This window comes from Vibrio sp. MMH1-50, assembly GCF_022347645.1.
GTDB classification, from domain to species: domain Bacteria; phylum Pseudomonadota; class Gammaproteobacteria; order Enterobacterales; family Vibrionaceae; genus Vibrio; species Vibrio harveyi.
On the sequence record NZ_JAKRGG010000045.1, the window covers coordinates 20,638 to 39,289 of the forward strand.

Annotated in this window: 14 protein-coding genes; 5 read left to right on the forward strand and 9 right to left on the reverse strand. The window is 45.2% G+C overall.

Annotated elements, in window-relative coordinates:
- Nucleotides 1-45: 45 nt before the first annotated feature.
- From MHO32_RS22655 to MHO32_RS22670, 4 genes are all read right to left on the reverse strand, one after another.
- Nucleotides 46-1,371, reverse strand: a complete 1,326-nt coding sequence (locus tag MHO32_RS22655; protein WP_050937260.1) for a DUF1501 domain-containing protein — start codon at nucleotides 1,369-1,371, stop codon at nucleotides 46-48.
- Nucleotides 1,372-1,380: 9 nt separating this feature from the next.
- Nucleotides 1,381-2,943 carry a DUF1800 domain-containing protein gene (locus tag MHO32_RS22660; RefSeq protein WP_239214185.1) on the reverse strand — a complete coding sequence of 521 codons (1,563 nt, stop codon included), beginning with the start codon at nucleotides 2,941-2,943 and terminating at the stop codon, nucleotides 1,381-1,383.
- Between the two features lie 785 nt (nucleotides 2,944-3,728).
- A complete protein-coding gene (locus MHO32_RS22665) occupies nucleotides 3,729-4,991 on the reverse strand; it encodes a hydroxymethylglutaryl-CoA reductase (protein ID WP_005446918.1) in 1,263 nt (420 codons plus the stop codon).
- Between the two features lie 541 nt (nucleotides 4,992-5,532).
- Complete coding sequence (locus MHO32_RS22670) at nucleotides 5,533-6,546, reverse strand: helix-turn-helix domain-containing protein (RefSeq protein ID WP_239214187.1); 1,014 nt, start codon at nucleotides 6,544-6,546, stop codon at nucleotides 5,533-5,535.
- Between the two features lie 160 nt (nucleotides 6,547-6,706).
- Here MHO32_RS22670 and MHO32_RS22675 point away from each other — a divergent pair, with 160 nt between their 5' ends.
- The 4 genes from MHO32_RS22675 to MHO32_RS22690 are packed head-to-tail and all read left to right on the forward strand — an operon-like array spanning nucleotide 6,707 to nucleotide 10,635.
- Nucleotides 6,707-7,828: an HlyD family secretion protein gene (locus tag MHO32_RS22675; protein ID WP_005446916.1), complete on the forward strand. Its 1,122-nt coding sequence runs from the start codon at nucleotides 6,707-6,709 to the stop codon at nucleotides 7,826-7,828.
- The gene (locus tag MHO32_RS22680; protein WP_017189078.1) at nucleotides 7,818-8,831 is read left to right on the forward strand and encodes a DUF2955 domain-containing protein; all 1,014 of its coding nucleotides are present in this window, start codon (nucleotides 7,818-7,820) and stop codon (nucleotides 8,829-8,831) included. The genes MHO32_RS22675 and MHO32_RS22680 overlap by 11 nt, the downstream gene beginning before the upstream one ends.
- A gap of 29 nt (nucleotides 8,832-8,860) precedes the next feature.
- Nucleotides 8,861-9,982 (forward strand): AI-2E family transporter, encoded by a 1,122-nt coding sequence (locus tag MHO32_RS22685; RefSeq protein WP_239214190.1) that lies wholly within the window; start codon nucleotides 8,861-8,863, stop codon nucleotides 9,980-9,982.
- Nucleotides 9,979-10,635, forward strand: a complete 657-nt coding sequence (locus MHO32_RS22690; RefSeq protein ID WP_005446913.1) for a potassium channel family protein — start codon at nucleotides 9,979-9,981, stop codon at nucleotides 10,633-10,635. Before MHO32_RS22685 ends, MHO32_RS22690 begins: the two co-directional genes overlap by 4 nt.
- A gap of 70 nt (nucleotides 10,636-10,705) precedes the next feature.
- On the opposite strand, the gene manA is transcribed toward MHO32_RS22690, so the two are convergent.
- From manA to uhpT, 5 genes are all read right to left on the reverse strand, one after another.
- Nucleotides 10,706-11,929: a mannose-6-phosphate isomerase, class I gene (gene manA / locus MHO32_RS22695; protein ID WP_239214193.1), complete on the reverse strand. Its 1,224-nt coding sequence runs from the start codon at nucleotides 11,927-11,929 to the stop codon at nucleotides 10,706-10,708.
- A 118-nt stretch (nucleotides 11,930-12,047) separates the two neighbouring features.
- A complete protein-coding gene (locus MHO32_RS22700) occupies nucleotides 12,048-13,388 on the reverse strand; it encodes an MFS transporter (RefSeq protein WP_038877356.1) in 1,341 nt (446 codons plus the stop codon).
- Between the two features lie 5 nt (nucleotides 13,389-13,393).
- Nucleotides 13,394-14,893, reverse strand: a complete 1,500-nt coding sequence (gene uhpB, locus MHO32_RS22705) for a signal transduction histidine-protein kinase/phosphatase UhpB (RefSeq protein ID WP_239214195.1) — start codon at nucleotides 14,891-14,893, stop codon at nucleotides 13,394-13,396.
- Nucleotides 14,893-15,501: a transcriptional regulator UhpA gene (uhpA, locus tag MHO32_RS22710; protein WP_017819640.1), complete on the reverse strand. Its 609-nt coding sequence runs from the start codon at nucleotides 15,499-15,501 to the stop codon at nucleotides 14,893-14,895. The genes uhpB and uhpA overlap by 1 nt, the downstream gene beginning before the upstream one ends.
- A gap of 183 nt (nucleotides 15,502-15,684) precedes the next feature.
- Nucleotides 15,685-17,082 carry a hexose-6-phosphate:phosphate antiporter gene (gene uhpT / locus MHO32_RS22715; RefSeq protein WP_005446907.1) on the reverse strand — a complete coding sequence of 466 codons (1,398 nt, stop codon included), beginning with the start codon at nucleotides 17,080-17,082 and terminating at the stop codon, nucleotides 15,685-15,687.
- A 408-nt stretch (nucleotides 17,083-17,490) separates the two neighbouring features.
- On the opposite strand from uhpT, the gene MHO32_RS22720 reads away from it, so the two are divergent.
- Nucleotides 17,491-18,489 (forward strand): helix-turn-helix transcriptional regulator, encoded by a 999-nt coding sequence (locus MHO32_RS22720; protein ID WP_239214197.1) that lies wholly within the window; start codon nucleotides 17,491-17,493, stop codon nucleotides 18,487-18,489.
- Nucleotides 18,490-18,652: the final 163 nt, after the last annotated feature.

An 18,652-nucleotide genomic window follows, 5' to 3' on the forward strand; every position in this document is an offset into this window, starting at 1 on the left:
AAAGGGAGCATAATGCTCCCTTTTTTGCGTACTGGATTGCAGCAGTTATGACATAAAGCCAAGGTTAGAGGAAGGGAAGTTGCGTATATTTGGGAACACGTAATCCATTGCTGTCCCATCAGTAATGCCCATCCATTGAGCTAAGGTTGCACCTACTTGATCAGTGCCGATTCTTGGAATCAAACGTCCTTTAGAGTAATCATCTTCACCATCTAGTATCAATTCGGGCCAAGTTCCAATTGGTTGAGAACCATTTACCGCGCCTCCCATCACAAATTGATGTCCACCCCAGCCATGATCGGTACCATTGCCATTATTTGTCATGCGTCGCCCAAAGTCAGACATGGTAAATGTAGTGACATTGTCACGCATTCCAAGTGCATCAATAGCGCGATACATAGCGAACAGGTTAGTCGCCAAGTCTTCTAGCAATGCAGGATGTTTTGAAAGCTGTGAATCATGAACATCGTAACCAGTATGTTTAACAAAGAACACTTGTCGTTGTTGGTTTAATTGGCTCTGGCTTGCGATAAGCTTGTAAACCGTCTGCATCTGTTTCCCTAGCGTTGTAGAGGTAAAAAGTGGCGCATTGTCGACGTTATGCAGTTGCTCAGCTAACACACCACTCATAGTCATTGATTCATCCACCATGAGATTAAAATGCCCGCTGAATGGATTATCGGGAGAAGTGGCTAACAACTGGTCGTACACTTCTTTGTAAAGCGGGTTTCCAATCGCACTCAACTGGACGGCGCGGTCCTTTTTCAAAACTGTTTGCCTATGTTCAAGTGAGCGCAGCCATAAGGAGTCACCATGAACACTGTAGAGTGGAGTAATCTCAGACGTTCGGCCCATTATGTCGAGCATACGTCCTGCCCAACCAAGGTTTGAAAACGTATCCATACCGCCACGCATCAGAGTTTTGGTCTGCGAGTTGTGAGAAAAGAGTTGATCCGGTAAGGGCACTTCGCCAGACTCGATCATCTGCTTTGACATTGGCTGTTCAAGTACGCCACTGTTCAGGACGACCGTCGCATCGCCATTTTCAAAGACCTCCGTTAATCGTTCCAATTTAGGGTGCATACCCAAAGGCACCTCATTTCCTCGATTATCTCTGGCGTTTAAGCCAATCGGAATGACGGTATTTTTTGCGACCGATAACTTACCGCGCACGCTGGCATATTGATCATAATGAAAGTCGGAGAGTGGCAAGAAGGTATTGATTGCATCGTTACCGCCATCCATATAAACACAGATCAAAGCACGGAAGTCATTGCTCGGTGTCGCTAGTGCGTAGCCTGATAAGCCGACAGAAGCAAAAGCACCCAAAGAAGCGGTACCTTTCATAAAGTTGCGTCGTGAGAGTTTCATAATCCGCTCCTAATCTTGAATGTAGAATTCGCTGCCCGAAATTGCTGTGAAAATCACTAAAGCAAGTTTGGTTTTCGGTACGTAACTGGTTTGGTAATTATCGAGCACCTCGATCATGAGTTGTTTTAGCTCTGGTGAAGCGGTTCCAGCAAAGAAACGCATGTCGACACGATCAACCAAAGCGTTATGGTCATCGAGGAGTTGATAAAGTTCATCCATATTGAGCGTGTAAGTCGATTCGGAACCTTTGCGCACGCTATAAAGCATGAAGTTCACCAGTTCGGTGTATACCGACCAATCAAACAGTTCATATTCCGGTGCAACTAAACCATTAAAGACAAAGTCTTTTGACGGCTGATAATCAGGAGAGTAGAAGTTGAACACGGATGGAGAGCGCAATGGTCCTTGATTCGCGATATTCATCAAGGATACTGCGTTGTCGTAACGTGCCGCTGTCAGAGTAAAACCAGCAGCGCGATGGAAATTAGTGATGACCAAGATTGGCTCTTTAACTTTAATTGGTTGGTTCGATGTCAATCCTCGAGCTTCGTCGTCGAGAAGAATTGCTTTAATTACCGCGCGCAAATCGCCTTTCACGCCCTTGCCATTGTTATTGAACGTACTAGCAACGCGAGCAATGTACTCTGGCGTTGGGTTTGAGGTGACAAATCGCTGAATGAGCAATTTAGAAACAAAAGGGGCGATGTTGCCATGAGCCATTAAGATATCAATGACAAGTTCGAGCTCTTCTTCTGCATTTAAACCAGCAGGGATAGTGGACCCAAGCACGACTTTCTCGTTGGTATCATGAAGGCTGTTTACCACTCGCATTGGTAACACAAAGTCGACATCCGACTTATTCCAGCCAGTTAGAGCTCGAGCGAGTTCTTGAATATCGTTTTGTGAATAGGTAGCAAGGGGTTGCCCGGTGTCATGATTAAACTTAACACTGCCATCGAGGTTGAGTTGATATAACCCAATAGTGAAGAGCTGCATCAGTTCGCGAGCAAAATTTTCGTCAGGTAGTGCGCCGGTTGTTGGGTTTTCTTTCGTACTCCCCATCATAGATAGGTAATTTCCCATTGCAGGGTGTTTAGCCGCTTTGAGCAACAAATCCTTATAGTTGCCAAACGCATTCTCAACGAGTAAGTCGTAATAGCTGACTAGTCCGGTTGGCTTGCTCGATAAGAAACCGCCATTTTTTGAGACCACCAGAATCTGACTTAATGCAAACGCCATTCTCTGACGCAGTTGATCTTCGGAGGTTAAAACAATTTGATACCAAGCGTTTTCTCTATTTGCTTGGGCTCCTTTGCTGAAAGGAGTGAAGTAAAGATCACTGTGATAGGTGGGTGGGAGAAGTATTTGTTCTGTAATCCACGTGTCATAACTGGTTTGGTTTATCTGGTCTATCAAAGCAGGAGTTGGACCAAATGTCGTTTGATATAAAAATCGTGCGGTCGCTTGGTCAGGGTCGTCTTCGTCAGCCGACACTGGTCCCACAAAGAACAGCAGCATGGCAACAAAGCCCAATACCCAACAAGAAATTTCATTTTGCTTCTGACGTTTCATCGTTAACTCTCTTACCCAAAGGAACGACTTAAATCCATTTAACGGGAGTAATGAAGCTCTTAATGAGCTAATTAATAAATTCAGTTAAATCAAGCAGCTGCAGAACGGATTATAGACGGTAAAAATCACTATCAAAGTTGTTAATTGCAGAAAATAGTCTTGCTGAAGGTTAATTTTTAATGAGAAAAAATAATAAGTGACTGAATAATCGGCGAGCAATGTGATGTGAGCCATCTCAAATAAAATATGAAACTTTTTTGAATTCATACTTTGAGAACGAGAACGTTTGAGTCAGGTTTGACCGAAAAGTGCAAGTTGATATAACACTTAGTTGTGGTTTTATGAGCTTTTAAAGAAATTTTGAATAAGAAATGAAACCATCAAGCGTGGCGAGTTAAACCGTTCACGAAAGATGAGGGTTTTAGGTGTTCTGTGTATTTATACAGTAGTGCGCTGCAACCGTAGTTTCTTGGGTTTAATAATAGAAACCACTCTACGATGAGGATCTGTTGCTCTTTCGCGGTTAAATTTTGTTCGGATTGAACGCCTAGTCATTCTAAGCAAAGATTCCTAAACAAAGCATAAAACGATTTTCGCCGGGAGCGACTAACCGAACCCTTCGGGCAGCGTTTGTTGGTCATTTGTATTGCGTTATCAACTTCTCGTGTAGGCTAGCTACACAGCAAAGTCTTTGCCTTGTAAAAGTAGCCAACAATTCGCTGCAAAAATCAGTTCGAAAGGTTAACAGAGCCTAAAAAAGAGTGGTTTTATTGGATTTCGTGAGACTATTTTCTTGCTAGCTTATGGTGCGCGCGGGAGAAATGATCGGCACAGAAAGCACCAACAATAGAAAGCTCACCCGCTAAACACAGACCAGCTGCCACTTCTGCCAACGCTTTCGCTTTGCCATTTCCATGCAAGCCAAGTATATCCAAACACGCTTTCTGAGTTGGTAAACCAGTACCGCCGCCAACAGTTCCAACCATGATGTTTGGTAAAGTTACGGAGGCATATAGATTGCCGTTAGAATCCACATCCATTCGAGTAATACCAACTGCTGATTCTGCAACGCAAGCCGCGTCTTGTCCGCATGCGATGTACAAAGCGGTGAGGGCATTGGCATAGTGCGCATTAATACCGATAGTGCCGCTTAGTAATCCACCGACCGTATTCATCTTGCCAAATTTCACCATGGCATCTGGTGTCGTGTGCAGGTATTTCTCAACCAATGCCGCAGGGATTGTAACCTCAGCGGATACTTTTTTACCGCGGACTGAACGCAACGTGTGTGCGTTGGCTTTTTTATCACCAGACAAGTTGCCATCTAGGTAAGCATCAAGCGGAGTGACTGGACTGTGTTCAAGAATGTAATGGAATACTTTGTGCGTGGCGATGGTCACCATGTTCTGACCAGACGCGTCGCCCGTCACGTATTCAAACACGAGGTAAACATGATTGCCCTCAATGTTAACGTTGATGTCTTTGAGTTTGCCGTGCGTAGTGGTTGATTCCGCTTCTTTACGGAAAATATCGTATTGAGTCACTACCCAACTGACGAACTGCGCTGCTTCTGCAAGTGATTGGAAACCAAACACGGGAGTACGGCTCACACCTTCGCTGATCAAAAGGGTACTCGCACCACCAGCAGCAGTAATTAAGTTGGCTCCGCGGTTGTAAGACGCCACCAATGCAGCCTCCGTTGTTGCAAGTGGTACTAAATAGTCGTCGCTTGCGTACAGACCGTTAATACGCAAAGGACCTGCAACACCAACAGGAACGTTTACCGTGCCAATAAAGTGCTCAATGTTGTTGGCGTATTGGTGGTAATGCGATTGCGTGAAAGGATCTAAGAGAAGATCTTTGTCTGTCATCGATTCCAGCACGTTCCAACGGCGTTGAATGTGCTTCTCCGTCAGACCTGCACTGAGGCAAAGTTTCTTTCCTGGCTTGTGGTATTTCGGTTCTAATGCCGATTGTACTTTTTCGCAGGTTCCATTCTCAGAAAGTGCAGAGCTTTTCCTTGCGCTGTCTAAATTTAATTTCGGCATACAAACGTTTCTTTATTCATTTGGTTTGGAATTGTAGTGATACAAAACGTGATTACAATCCCGTGTATACGTTTTGCAACAAAAGGCTGCTCAGCTTCAAATTGAACAATGCGCGGCTTGAGCGGAAGATTGCTTGATATCGATCAGATAACAAATAAGGAATACGACGGGGTATTAATATAACGCATTGAAAATACGGCATTATAAAGCATGCATAACGTCGACGTAGGAAGGTAAGAAACGGGCAAGTCGGTAAATTCTTCCTATTGTAAAGATTGTGCAAAGTGGATGAATTACTCTAATTTGAGACTTCAAAATGATTGGATTGAAATGTGTTTGAGTGGCGTAAAATGGTAAATAACTTGGTTTGCGCCACGGCATAATAGCTCCACGTTTTCAATTGAGGGTAACGTATGATTGTTTACTTTCGAGTTCAGGACGTAGAAGTGCTGTGTGATGAGATAGACCTCGCAACACTGATGCAAGCCAAGCTCAAGCAATTACCAAGTACCAAGCCTCAAATGGACTGAGCAGTATAACGTCACGAAGTGCTGGATGCGTTCAGCGCAATAGACTGTTTATACACTTTAGGAGATAACCCGGACACTCTTTTAAAGGCGCGCGAGAAGTGCGAAATACTGGTGTAGCCAAGTTGATTGGATATATAAGTGAGAGAGTGTCCTTCTTCCATCAATTCGCAAGAAACAGAGAACATCAATGACTCCTTAATATGTCGAAAAGAAGTCCCTTCATTCTTTAACTTTCTTTGAAAGGTTCGAACAGAATAGCTCAGCAATTGAGCCGCTTCTTCTATCGACAAATTACGCTCTCGCACATAAGGGCGCAGGAGTTCAAACACGCTATCGGTAAAACTCGTATGCCACTGAATCTGACTTGGTTCAGTGCCTAACTGTGAGTCTGATATTTGAATGGGTACGTTAAGAATGTCATCGGGAATGTAAACACCAGTCTTCTCTTGACCTACGAATATCTGGCACTGGCTAGGTACAACACTTTTCATGATGTCACTGTTGCTTCCTTGTAGGCGAACCTTGCTTGGATACCAAGTGGTTTTGGTCAAAATGCTGATGAGTTCCGTGATGTAAATGACAGCAAATGCTTCAGACCAGTCCGCAATTTGTGTGTCTTTTTGTTCAGAGAAACGACAGAACCAAGCGTGACCATGAAGGGTTTCGAAACAAACGTTACTGCCGGGGGAGTCTAAACTGAATATCTCATCAATGTGTTGCATTGATTCACCGATGGTTTGAAACGACACAAACTGATGCAGGACATTAGGTATGACGCGGCGGCGGAAGACTAACACTAATAAGTCGGTAAATTTTGTAATGCCGAGTTGAGAAGAAGTTAAATGAATCAAACGCTTTATCGATTCAGATGGGATGTAGTCACTCTCGGTCTGGAATAAGTCCGCAGGCAAACCGGCATCACTGAGCAATTTGTGTTTGTCCAAGCCATAGTCGGCAAAGACCTCGACCAGAATACGAGCATAGTTAGTCTGAATAACGGGTAGATGAAATGTTTGATTTGGCATCAAGCGAATACTCCATGTATGCCCAAGTGACCTTCAACCAATCTTAGCGCATAACGCACGGTTTTTGATATAGCTCGCTATTTATTCTTCAATTAATGGCAGGTTGGACAGGACGGTATATTCTTAAAATGTTCAATCTATTCAATGGCAAGGGGATAACATGTCCGAGAACGAAAACGAGAAACAGCCAACGGAAGTGGCGGAAAACAAAGAGACGAATAAAAAAGACAAAGTAAAGACGGTCACCAACTATCTGCTTTTATTTATTGTTGTCATGCTCGGCTTCAGTATTGTGTCAGATCGCATCATTCCAGTGACCGACAATGCGCGTGTTAAAGGTTATATCGTGCCAATAAAGCCCCAGGTTTCTGGCAATGTCCTCAATATTAATGTTCGTCCGAACCAACTTGTTGAAGAAGGCGATGAGCTCGCCGTTCTCGATAAATCTGACTATGAAATCGCGGTAAAGCAAGCCGAAGAGAATCTTGAAATCGCAGGGCAAAATGTCGGTGCACAAACCGCATCAATCGCTTCGGCTCAAGCAAGGTTAACTTCTGCGATTGTTGAACGCCAAAACACCGAAGCGCAAGCCAACCGTGTTCTTGCCATGGCAGAGAAAGGTGTTGTGTCGAAATCAGACGCGGACAAAGCGAGAGCATCATTGGCAACGGCGAGAGCAAACGTAGTAAATGCAGAAGCGGATCTTGAAAAAGCGAAACAACAACTTGGCGCAGAAGGTGAAGAAAACAGTCAAGTTAAGGCAGCATTGCTGGCACTTGAGCAAGCTCAACTGAACTTAGAACGTACTGTGATTCGTGCGCCAACTCAAGGCGGTGTTTCGAACTTCAGCTTAACCGAAGGCTTCTACGCTTCAGCAGGTCAGCCAATCATGACGTTTGTGTCGACAGAAGACATTTGGATTGAGGCGTACTTCCGTGAAAACAGTTTAGGCAACGTCAGCATTGGTGATGAAGTGGAAATCGCCCTCGATTTTGTTCCTGGCAAAGTCATCAAAGGCAAAGTCAGCAGCATTGACTGGGGTGTCGATTGGGGACAAAACCAACAAGCGGGTAAGCTCGCGCAAGCCAACCAACAAACAGGCTGGTTACGCCAAACGCAAATGCTACCAATCGCTATCGAGTTTGATCGTGAAGAGGTAACAGGAATGCTACGTGTTGGCGGTCAAGCAGACGTGATTGTTTATAGCGGTGACAACTTCGTGTTCAACACCCTCGGCAAACTTTGGATTCGTCTACTGAGCGTACTGTCTTATGTCCGATAATCTGAGCATTGATAACGCAACTCAACGCCGGATTCTGCGCTTCACCATTGGTGTAGGTCTGGCGGTGTTTCTCGCTGCTTGGATTAATTGGCAACTGGCGTTTGTCGCGCCGGTATTTACCGCGAAGTTCTTGGTCGATAAGCCAAACCTTCATAGAGAAACGATTTACGAGTTGCTGCTGGCATTGATTGCCACCATGGGGTTGGGGTTGCTTCTTTCAGGAGGCATTACTCAGTACCCAATTGTTCTACTGATTGCCGTCGGCTTGATGATGGCATGGGGTTACTACTTGTTTACTGACCCCAAATGGAATCTGTTCGCGACCATTTTGTTGATTGCGGTGTTGATGTTGCCGTTTATGGCAATAAATAACCCAGCAATTTCTGTTGTGCTCGCGAGTGGCTTGGCAATTTCCGGTGCGGTATCGGTGGCGATTTTTGCCCTGGTTCATATTTATCTACCAGAGCCAGACAGTGAGTTTGCTGGTTATGCGGCTCCACCGATTGGTAAGGAGCAACGTTGGCATGCTTCATTTCGAGCCATGTTGATTTCGTTTCCTGTGGTGTGCTTCTTCTTTGTCTTTCAGATTTCAGAAGCGTTGCTCACCATGATGTTTGTCGCGTTGCTGTCTTTGATGATTACGTCAGAGAAGTCAGTCAAATTAAGCGCCTTCTTAATCATCAGTAACGGTATCGGCGGGATACTTGCCATCTTGGCTTTCTCGATTCTCGCCATTGTGCCAAGCATATTCTTTTACACCGCCTTTATTGCGTTATTGGCGGTATTGATAGGGAAGAAGATTTACACCGTGCCAGAGAAGGCACCGATATTCGCTACGGCGTTCAGTACCTTGCTTGTCTTGATCGGCAGCACGCTAATGAGCTCCGGAGATATCGACAGCAATACATTTATCCGAATCTTCCAATTGGTGTTGGTCGGGACGTACATGATCCTCGCATCACTCTTTTTGGAAACCCGACAATGGAAGTTTTTGCAAACATAACACTTAACAGACAGTGAAAAGGTAACGCTATGAAAGCTTCAAATGATTTCTCTAAACAGGCGATAGACGCCGCTATCAAGATCGGAGCCGTAGCGTTACTGATCTGGTGGTGTTTCTCTATCCTCAGTCCATTCATTATGTTGGTCGTGTGGGGCGGTATTATTGCCATCGCGCTCTACCCAGTCATGATGTCCCTTCATAATCGCTTAGGTATTTCAAAAGGTAAGGCGAGCGCACTCCTCAGCACTATTGGTGTGCTGTTACTCTTAATCCCACTTATCGCGCTCTCATCCGGTCTATATACCAGTGGTACCGAGGTCGTCACTGGGCTGCAAGACGGCACCTTAGTTGTACCTAAGCCACAAGAAAGCTTAAAAGAGATCCCTGTCGTGGGCGACAAAATGTTCGTTGCGATTAACTATGCATCGACCAACATGGAAGGCTTCTTGGTTAAGTATGGCGAGCAAGTGAAAGGCTTCCTTTCTCAAGCAGCATCTATTGTTGGCTCGGTAAGTGGTGGTTTCATCCAGTTCATCATTTCGACCATGATTGCAGGTGCGTTCATGAGCAATGCTGAAGTTTGCCAAAAAGGTTTTACCAAGCTAGCAGACCGCCTTACCAACAAGAAAGGCGAAGCGTTGATTGATCTTTCAAAATCGACCGTTCGCAGTGTCGTTCAAGGTGTGATTGGCGTTGCACTGATTCAATCTGTCATGGCGGGTGTTGGTATGGTCGCAGTTGGCGTTCCTGCTGCTGCGCTTTGGATGGTTGCTGTGATTCTGATTGCGATTGTTCAGTTGCCTCCGATTCTGGCATTGATTCCTGCGATTATTTACGTGTTTAGCGTCGAATCAACACTGGTTGCTGGCATCTTCTTAGTTTGGTGTATTTTGGTGAGCGCGAGTGATGCGGTACTGAAACCAGTACTTCTAAGCCGTGGTTCTGACACTCCGATGCTTGTGACACTACTTGGTGCTCTGGGTGGTATGGCAATGTCTGGTATCGTTGGTCTGTTTGTTGGTGCCGTGGTACTGAGCCTGACTTACCAGTTGATGGTGAACTGGTTAGATGAAGATGACACTGAAGCAAACAAAGCACTGAGTATTGACCAAAAAGCGAAGGAGGAAGACAAAGCAGAGGTGGCATCATGAAACCGATGACCAGGGAAGATAACTTTTACTTTTTGTTCTTTGCACTCATTGCGTTGTTTTTCGGCTGTGCTGTGATGCATCAGTTTTATCCAGATGGGCAGGAATTTGTTCTTGCTCTTTTGGTGGTGACACTAGGTGCTTCGATTGCAGGCATCAACAAGAAGAACAAATCCAATCGTACATGGTATGGTGTGTTACTGATTGTGGCCGTCATCTCCTATGGTATGTCGTTTTTAGAGCATTTAGATCTGTCCATTTTGACGCTAGGTGCATTACTGGTTTTCTTGTTTTCACATATATACTCGGCGCTAAAGCAGGTGGTTTTGACCAAGTCGGTCACGACAAACCACATCATCGGTTCAATTTGTATCTATCTGCTACTAGGGCTTGCGTGGGCGGTGATTTACTTGTTGGTGTTGGAGTTTTTCCCAAGCTCTTTCACTGGATTAGAAGCAAAACCTTGGCTGTCGAACTTGTTTAATGCTTTGTACTTTAGCTTTATCACATTAACGACAGTGGGCTATGGTGACATTTCACCGACGGTTCCAGTGGCTCAGTTCTTCGTTTTCTTTGAAGCGATAGTCGGGAGCTTTTACTTAGCCATCATGGTGGCAAGTTTGGTGAGTATTCGTTTGGCTCAAGCACAGAGTTAGCAAACAAATGAATGGTTTGAATGGCGGAGGTGAAAAGTCTCCGCCATTCTTATTTTAAGAGGATATGAACTTAGCCATTAAATGCACGAGCAACGCGACCTTCACAACGGATTGTGTAGCTACCCACATAAGCAGGAATGAAAGCCGATTGCCCTTTACCAAGCACTAACGTTTCGCCGCTTTTTGCAAGAAGCGTTACGTCTGCATCGATCGGCATTAAGATTTCCGCACTGCTCATCTCAACTTGTTGATCTTTTGGCTCTTGGAACACAGAGAATTTGAAGTCTTGTACAGGAACAGGGAAGTGATGCTCACAGTCTTTGATTTCTGCTTTGGTTAGCAGCGTGTTCATCGGTTTTGGAATAAAGTCGGTACACTTAACCAGTTCTTCCACATCCATGTGTTTTGGTGTTAAACCAGCGCGAAGTACGTTGTCTGAGTTCGCCATGATTTCCAGACCGGTGCCCTTAATGTAAGCATGAGGTGTTCTTGCGCTTAAGAACATGGCTTCACCGGGTTTAAGCGTAATAACATTTAGCAGTAAAGGGGCAAACAAACCCACGTCATTCGGGTACTGAGCAGCAAGGTCTAAAATCAATTCGCACACAGGGCGTACTAGGTTGGCTGCTGCGTAACTTAATAAGTGATCCACTGCGTTAGCCTTGCGTGCTTCTTCCATGGAAAGAATCTCTACGAAGAACTGACACAACCCATCTTGGTTGGGATTGATCTCAAACTGTTCTAGGTAGCCGTTGATTTCAGGAATGTCACACAGGCGGAACTCAGCGATGATTTCATCAAATGGACGAAACCCGTTCATCGCTTGATATTCCGTTAGGGCGTAAACCAGTTCTGGCTTGTGGTTGGCATCTTTGTAATTCCGATTGAATGCACTCAGCGGTACAGCTAACTCTTGTTCTTTTGCATAACCGATCTCAGCATCTTGCTTGTTTGGGTGCACTTGAATAGATAGTGCTTTATCCGCCGCAAGAATCTTGAAGAGGAAAGGTAGGTCACCAAAGGCGTCTGCCGTACTTTGGGATAGAAACGCTGACGGATCTTGTTTGATCAATTCTGATAATGAAACAATTGTACTCGAAGCAGTATTACTTCCTTGTTTAACGATAGAGCAACCATTCGGATGCGTACCCATCCAAACCTCGGCTTGAGGTTGTTGAGCTTCATTAGCAAAGCCAAATAAATCGTGGATAGCCGTGCGGCTTCCCCAGTCGTAGTTTTGGATCTTATTGTCCATTTTGAAGAAGCATTTTGATGAAATAGTATTCGAATTCATTAATTTTACCCGTAGAAAACCCTCCGAACTGAATCGGAAGCAAAAAATAGTGGAGATTGGGCGGATGAGCGGTTAACTCACCCTAAGAGGTGTAGAAGTCGCTTCTACAATGATGTGTCTACAACCTAAGCTTGGGAGCGAGCGGCTTTCTCGAAGGTTGAGCCTGTAAGAACGGTAATAACAACAAACCAATAACGGCTGCGCATACCGAGATGGTTATAAAGAATCCAGTCCAGCTGTACTCTTCAAGAATCAATGCCAATGGATAGCCAGAAAGTGCGGCTCCCATGTAAGCAAACAAACCAACAAAGCCTGTTGCTGCACCAGCAGAATCTTTGTGCGAACATTCTGCCGCTGCCATGCCAATCAACATTTGTGGACCAAACACGAAGAAACCAATCGAGAACAACCCCGCAGCTTGAAAGGCAAAGTTGGTTAACGGCATCAACCAAAGCGCAGCAACAGATAAGAAAATACCAGCCGCAAATAACAGGTTCATTGGACCTCGGTTACCACCGAACAGTTTATCCGAGCCCCAACCAGCCACTAGAGAACCAACAAAGCCACCGATTTCAAACATCGACAATGCTGCGTTGGCATTGATTAGACTGTAGTGGTGTTGTTCTGTCAGGTACAAATTCCCCCAGTCATTGATGGCGGTGCGCACGATGTAAACCAGTACATAGCTAAATGCGAGCAGCCAAATGTACTTGTTGTTGAACACGTATTGTTTGAGGATTTCTTTATAACTCAGACCTTGCCCGTGATTTTCTTGCGCCAGTTCTAACTTGTCATCACGCCATTGACCAACCGTTGGCAGTCCTTGAGTTGTCGGTTTATCGCGCAAGCGCCAACAAACAACGACACCAAGAATCACGCCGATAACGCCCGGTACGATAAAGCCTTCTCGCCAGCTGTAATGGAATGTGAGAAATCCAACGAGTAGGGGAATCAAAGCGCCACCTACGTTATGAGCGGTGTTCCAAATTGCCCATAAGAAGCCACGTTCTGAGCGCGAATACCAAGTGGTAAGTAACTTAGAGCACGAAGGCCAACCCCAGCCTTGGAACCAAGCGTTCATCACCCAAAGTGCAGCGAGTGCGACCAAAGAGCTAGAGAAGCCAAACGCGATATTGATAAGGCCCGTCGCGATTAAACCGACACCCATGAAAAAGCGAGGGTTAGAACGGTCAGAAATGGTGCCCGAGATAAACTTCGATAAACCATAGGTGATGTAGAAAAGCGTACCAATCATACCGATATCGGCTTTATCTAAACCTAAATCAGCAATCATCGCGGGAGCAGCGTAGTTAAACGTTTTACGAGTGAAGTAAAAGCCTGCATAACCAAGATACATACCCAGCATGATGTGCAGACGCCAATAGCGATAGCGTTCATCCACTTGGTCTTTGCTAAGGGGAGCTTGGTTGTAGCTCGGAGACTGAAATAATCCAAACATGCTCGTTACACCTTAGGTAATGTGATGGCGATTTGTGTGCCATCCACATGATCGTTCAAAGAGTAGATATACATTTTGCCGCCAAGTGCTTGCACGCGTTCTTGCATGCCGCGAACGCCCATGCCTTTCATGCAGTCTTCGGTTTTGAAACCAATGCCGTTGTCTGCGATGTTCAACGAAATGTTCTCATCAATAGAGAGCTCGATAACGATAGACGTCGCATTCGCGTATTTAGCTGCGTTGTTTAACGCTTCTTGGCATAAACGGAATAGGGTGACTTTTAGCGTGTCGCCTAAAGACTCATAGTCACCTTGCCAATCAAGCACAACGCGAGTGCCATGATTGTCGAACTCCATTTCACGGGTTAACTGGTGAACGGAGTCTTTTAAATCCAGATCGTCGAGCATTTTCGGGCGAAGTTTGCTCAGCAGATGTTTGGTCGTGTCATAAACATTGAGTGATAGGTTTTCGATCATATCGGCACAGCGTGTGTTCATTTCAGCGTTATCGACCCGCTTAATGATGCTCGCTTGGGTACGGATTGCTGTGATGTTCTGACCAATTTCATCGTGCAGTTCTCTTGCCACGTCACGACGGACCGACTCTTCCGCTTGAATGAGCTGTCGAGACAAGGTTTGGTTTCTCGATAATTCGCCACGAAGCTTTTGGTTAAGATCTTTTTGTTTCTGCACCGCTAAACCGAGCATGATGCCAGTTAAGGTTTGTGCCGAAAGGGACAACAGAAGGTCCGTGATTTCCAGATTCGAAACACCGCTTCGCGCAGCAATCAGCGCGATACTATTTAACATGGTCGCAAGCAGTGCACCTTGCCAGCCGTAGCGTAGCGCAAGCACAATGATTGGGATTGCCATGCAGAAAGGCGCGAAGCGTTTTAACTCATCCGGCAGGCTGGTTTGAACCAAAATGCTGGCAATCAACAACACACTATAAAGCAGAATATGACGAACTTTGAACTGAACTTCGTTGGCTAACAAATTCGAGGTCAGCGGTGACCAAGGGCTTTGGAAGAGATAGTTCCAAAGCAAATAGCACATTGGCAGAATCAACAAACCGCCAGCAATGCTCGCTAACCATGCCATGTAGACAGATTGGACGTGATAACCAACCGCTAGTACGTTAATGCAAGACGTCACGAGTAACACGACCGTCATAACCGCTAAATGCTGGTTCTGATCGCCTTTGTAATAACGCTTAGCAAGGTAAACAACCGGCAAGCTCAGGAAGCTGGCAACCAACACCATTAGCCATTGCGGCTGTTCAAGAAGTAGAGCAAGAGCAACGGTCAATCCCCATTCGGCGAGATAAATCGTTGCCCAATACTTTGTACGCGTATGCAGTGTTAGTCCCAAACGCAACGCAAAAGGGAACAACAAGATCGCGAGCTCCGCATCGTTCACAAAGTAATAAGCGATCACCCACAGACAGAACCACGAGCATCCTGTCATGAATAAACCGCAAATGGAGGTGATGGTGTAGCTACGCATTAAAACGACTCTTGCGAGAACAGTTTGGCGAGCTCAACGTTGTTCTTCACGCCAAGCTTATCCATGGCGTTTGCACGGTGAACGTGAACGGTTTTATGGCTTAAGCCAAGCTCAGTGGCGATTGATTTCACATCTAAACCACGAGCCAATAATTGGCACACTTCGTTTTCTCGGCGAGTCAGTTGAGTCAGCGTTGCCGCTTTGTCACTTGGTGTCGCGAGCTTCAACGCAATATCAGGCGTTAAATAACAACCGCCCAAAGCACTGGTTCGTACGGCTTGAATCAACTCGTCAGGACTACAACGTTTACTTAGGTAACCTTTTGCGCCGAGTTTAAGTGACTTTTCAACCATTGCGGGAGAGTCGTGCACGCTAAGCATGACACAAGCAATGCCTGAAGGGATTTCGGAGAGTAGGGTAAGCCCACTTTCGTCTGCCATCGAGATATCTAGGATAACTACATTTGGCTTGCACGCAGGTAATCCCACTCGAGCTTCTGCTACCGAGCTAAATTCACCTACAACATTCATGTCTGGCTCAAGGCTCAACAACTGAGCAAATCCAGAACGAACAATGACATGGTCATCAACAAGCGCTACGTTAATCATCTTAAATACCAAACTTCAGCAATACACAAACGAAAATGAGCTCAATACCAATCGGCGCTAGATAGGAGACAATCCTTTGGCACCTTTGATATAGAGAGCTCAATAAAAACCTACTATGATACTAAATTGACCAAGTTTATTTAATGATCTAGCGCGCTTTGACTAGCAAAGCGCGCTGTTTGATTAAGCTTGGTTTTCTGCGAGTTCAAGCTTCTTCTTGTTTTGACGAATCTTTTTCTCTTCTGCAATAGCAACGAAAGCAAGCAAAACAATACAAATCATTGCTGAGGTATCTAGGGCAGCGAACGTGCCTTTCCAACCCGTTAGACCAAAGATTGGTGTGCCATCTGCAATCATACCAAGACCCAATTTCGCGAAGCTGTCACCAATTAGGTAAGCGAATGTGCCTTTTACGCCGTCTGCCACACTGATTGCTTTCTTAGGAACAAAGCCAACCGCCGCAACACCGATAAGCAGTTGAGGACCAAATACTAGGAAGCCAAGAACAAATAGGGACGCTAGGTACATGAACTCACTGGTTGCGTGTTGGTAGAACTCAAGTGATACGATGATCAAACCCAAAGAAACACAAGCCACTAGCGCACGGCGACCATTCGCAAGGTCAGATAAGTAACCCCACATCAATGTGCCGACTAACGCACCCACTTCGAATAGGGTGAAGCCAGAGATTGCTGCTTCTTTTGATAGACCAAGTTCTTGGTATGCGTAAACCGTTGACCATTGGTCGATACCGATACGCACGATGTAAAGGAAGATGTTTGCGAAGCACAGTAGCCAGATCACTTTGTTTTTCAGAACGTATTCAACAAAGATCTCTTTCTTAGTCATTTGATTGCCTTCAGCCGCTTCGTCTTCTTCGCTGACTGCTTCATCAAATAGCTCTTCTACTTTACCTAGACCGTAGGCTTCCGGAGAGTCGTTACCATAGCGCATACCGATGAAACCAACGATGATCGCAATGATAGAAGGGAACACGAACATGCCGATCACGTGACCGTCAAACAAGTAGTTAGCACCAAACAGAGCCACACCTGCAGCACCCGCACCACCTACGTTGTGAGACATGTTCCAAAGGCCTAGGTAAGAACCACGCTTGTTACGCGGTGTCCACTTAGTGATGGTCGAGTAACTAGAAGGACCACCAGTACTTTGGAAGAAACCACTTAGTGCGTAGAACGCTACCATCAAGAACAAGCTCGCGCTGCCACCGCCCATGCTGAAACTGAAACCAAGCATTGCCAGACCAGAAAGGATAAGCATGAAAGGAAGGAACTGCTTGGTGTTTTTACCATCGGCATAGTAGGAAACCACGGTCTTACCGATACCGTAAGTAATTGAGAAACCGAGACCAATCAAACCTAGATCTGTCATCGACAAACCGTAAGTAGAAATCATGTCGTTTTGTGCGACGTTGAAGTTTTTACGGATCAGGTACATGGTCAAGTAACCAATGAATACCACTAGGTAAGATTGGATAAATGGTTTGAACCACATTTTTCTACGCGCTTCGACTGGAAGGTCTAGGGTAGGCTTCCGGACTTGTTCAAGGAATTTTAACATCGTGAACTCTCTTGTATTAGTGTGATGCACTTGCGTGCTCGCTTTCTTTTAACTGCTGGCGATTGTAGAGAGTCCTCTTTTTAACTACATGAGAGGAGGGCTTAGATCGACTAGGAAAAATTCCTAGAAAACGATTGCTGATTAAGAAAGCGTGAAAATCATCACATTCATAGAAGTATAAATAGCGCTTTAAATAGTGCTTTAAAAGTGAATAGAACGTATCTGTGGCGTGAATTGGCAAGTTCTTGAACAGGCAATGATCTATGTTGAATGTCAATGTGCGTTGGCTCTTCTGTTCAGAGTGAGTCGTCTCTCATTATCAAATTGCACTTGGATTGTGACTAATGACAGCCCGGAAGTTTGTGCTTAAACTAAAATAATCCTTGGTATTTTAAGATGATAGCTTGCATGCCCAATACAGATATTCCTTTGGTCCACTCGGAAGAAGTAAAGCTTTTTGCCACGATGCTCAATGAGCTTGATGGTGATATTCATTCCTTACTTGAAACCGCACGTATGCCACAGGATATCTTATCCAGCCAATCCTCTAATGCGTTTGTGCCAGAAAGTGCATTAAAATCGGTATTCCAAACCTTAGGTGAACGAGCATCGTCCGAGAAGTTTGCCTTGCTTACTTGGACGCTTTGTCACGATATCTACGTTCCTAGGTTTGCCAATCAAATTACTCAAACGCATTCACTTAAAGCGGCATTGGAAGAAGTCTCCCAACTGCTAAAACAGATCTCAGATAATGTCAGTCTTTCGGTCGTATCGCGTGGCGGTAAATGGTGGCTCGTCAGAGAAAAACAAGACGCAAACAGAGAATGGTTTCGCTACGCAGAAATGTTCTCCGCGATGTTCATGAATGAGTTGCTCAAAAAGCTTGTTGGCCCCCAATGGCGATTGGTAGAAGTCGGGATTCAAGATGTAGAAGCCGAACCTTTCAATCTGTTGCCGGGTATGAAGAGCGCGCAGTTCTTTGCAGGTAGACCGGTTACTGCAATCTCAATCCCTAGTGAATGGATTAACCAGCCGATTGCTTTCACGCCATCCCAAACAGCGCCAAATACAAGTTTTCGGGGTGAGGATGATAAGTTCAGTGACGCATTAGCAAGGGCGCTGACGCCTTATCTCTCAATGGGTAAGATCTCTATCCAGTTCGCTGGTGAGTTGATTGACATGAATGCTCGTACCATACAAAGGCGGCTAGCAAATGAGGATACGACCTATAGAGAAGTGATCGAAGGCTTGGTGCTTAAACAAACGCTAGAGCTGTTAGCTGACCGTGACCTGAGTATTACGCATATTGCGCTCAAAACAGGCTACTCCGATTCTGCTCATTTCACCCGTGCGTTTAAGCGAATGATGAATCTCACGCCTAAAGCGTACCGTCAATCTTTGTTGTAATTATTAGGGTCTGTTTATCTTTCGTGGTTAAATTTTGTTCGAGATAAAAGCGTTTTAATCGCGACGAGTCGATTGAAGCCTAGTGGTTCTAAGTAAAATTGACTCAACAAAGAGTAAAACGCTTTTAGCCGAACCCTTTGGGCAGCGTTTGTAGGTGCTTTCT

Coding starts and splice junctions, on each gene's coding strand:
- MHO32_RS22685 (WP_239214190.1), top strand. CDS start 8,861: ATGAAAGCTTCAAATGATTTCTCTAAACAGGCGATAGACGCCGCTATC.
- uhpB (WP_239214195.1), bottom strand. CDS start 14,893: ATGCGTAGCTACACCATCACCTCCATTTGCGGTTTATTCATGACAGGA.
- MHO32_RS22665 (WP_005446918.1), bottom strand. CDS start 4,991: ATGCCGAAATTAAATTTAGACAGCGCAAGGAAAAGCTCTGCACTTTCT.
- MHO32_RS22655 (WP_050937260.1), bottom strand. CDS start 1,371: ATGAAACTCTCACGACGCAACTTTATGAAAGGTACCGCTTCTTTGGGT.
- uhpA (WP_017819640.1), bottom strand. CDS start 15,501: ATGATTAACGTAGCGCTTGTTGATGACCATGTCATTGTTCGTTCTGGA.
- MHO32_RS22690 (WP_005446913.1), top strand. CDS start 9,979: ATGAAACCGATGACCAGGGAAGATAACTTTTACTTTTTGTTCTTTGCA.
- uhpT (WP_005446907.1), bottom strand. CDS start 17,082: ATGTTAAAATTCCTTGAACAAGTCCGGAAGCCTACCCTAGACCTTCCA.
- MHO32_RS22670 (WP_239214187.1), bottom strand. CDS start 6,546: ATGCCAAATCAAACATTTCATCTACCCGTTATTCAGACTAACTATGCT.
- MHO32_RS22680 (WP_017189078.1), top strand. CDS start 7,818: ATGTCCGATAATCTGAGCATTGATAACGCAACTCAACGCCGGATTCTG.
- manA (WP_239214193.1), bottom strand. CDS start 11,929: ATGAATTCGAATACTATTTCATCAAAATGCTTCTTCAAAATGGACAAT.
- MHO32_RS22720 (WP_239214197.1), top strand. CDS start 17,491: ATGCCCAATACAGATATTCCTTTGGTCCACTCGGAAGAAGTAAAGCTT.
- MHO32_RS22660 (WP_239214185.1), bottom strand. CDS start 2,943: ATGAAACGTCAGAAGCAAAATGAAATTTCTTGTTGGGTATTGGGCTTT.
- MHO32_RS22700 (WP_038877356.1), bottom strand. CDS start 13,388: ATGTTTGGATTATTTCAGTCTCCGAGCTACAACCAAGCTCCCCTTAGC.
- MHO32_RS22675 (WP_005446916.1), top strand. CDS start 6,707: ATGTCCGAGAACGAAAACGAGAAACAGCCAACGGAAGTGGCGGAAAAC.